We start from the raw sequence: 578 nt of genomic DNA on the forward strand, positions 1-578 counted from the left end.
ACAACAATATTGCAATTATTTTTTGAGAGGTCAAAAGTAATTTCTGACTGTTCTCCTTCGTTTACAGACACTTTCTCTGAATTTTTGACATTTTTTGAAGAAAGGATCATGTTATCGTCTTTGTAAAGCTCTATAGTCACGTCGGAAGCTGGTAAAATAGCTGTGTTGTCAGCAATAACATTACCTTTTGCATCCATGGTTGCGGGGATGATATATTCAATTTCTTCACCTGTCAATTCACCGTTGTGATCAAAAGAAGCTTTTGTTTTCTTTACTTTATAATAAAAATTACCTTCTCTGGAGTCAAGGACTTTAATAACGCCTTTTGTGATCAGAGAAATAGAAGACACTTTGCGTTCGATCTTTAAAGTTTCAGCACTCGCCTTGGTGGAAGTGCTCTTTAAAGTAACCTGTCCGTAGAATAAATCTCCCGGTAAAGCGGCTGCAACGCCGTTGTTCTGCTTCAGGCTAACCTGTAGGTCAGAAATAATATTCGCTTTGCTCATGGCGCTGATATTTTCGCTATCGGAAGAAAGACCTGCCCATGCAACAACTGTGATCTGTTTTGAACCCGGACA

General features: G+C 38.9%; 1 protein-coding gene. It reads right to left on the bottom strand.

What is annotated here, in order from left to right; translation table 11 throughout:
* Positions 1–578: FimB/Mfa2 family fimbrial subunit (locus DXA15_RS25185; RefSeq protein ID WP_199676448.1), on the bottom strand; the 578-nt coding region annotated here is incomplete at both ends.

Source organism: Parabacteroides sp. AM58-2XD, assembly GCF_003463685.1.
Taxonomy (GTDB): domain Bacteria; phylum Bacteroidota; class Bacteroidia; order Bacteroidales; family Tannerellaceae; genus Parabacteroides; species Parabacteroides segnis.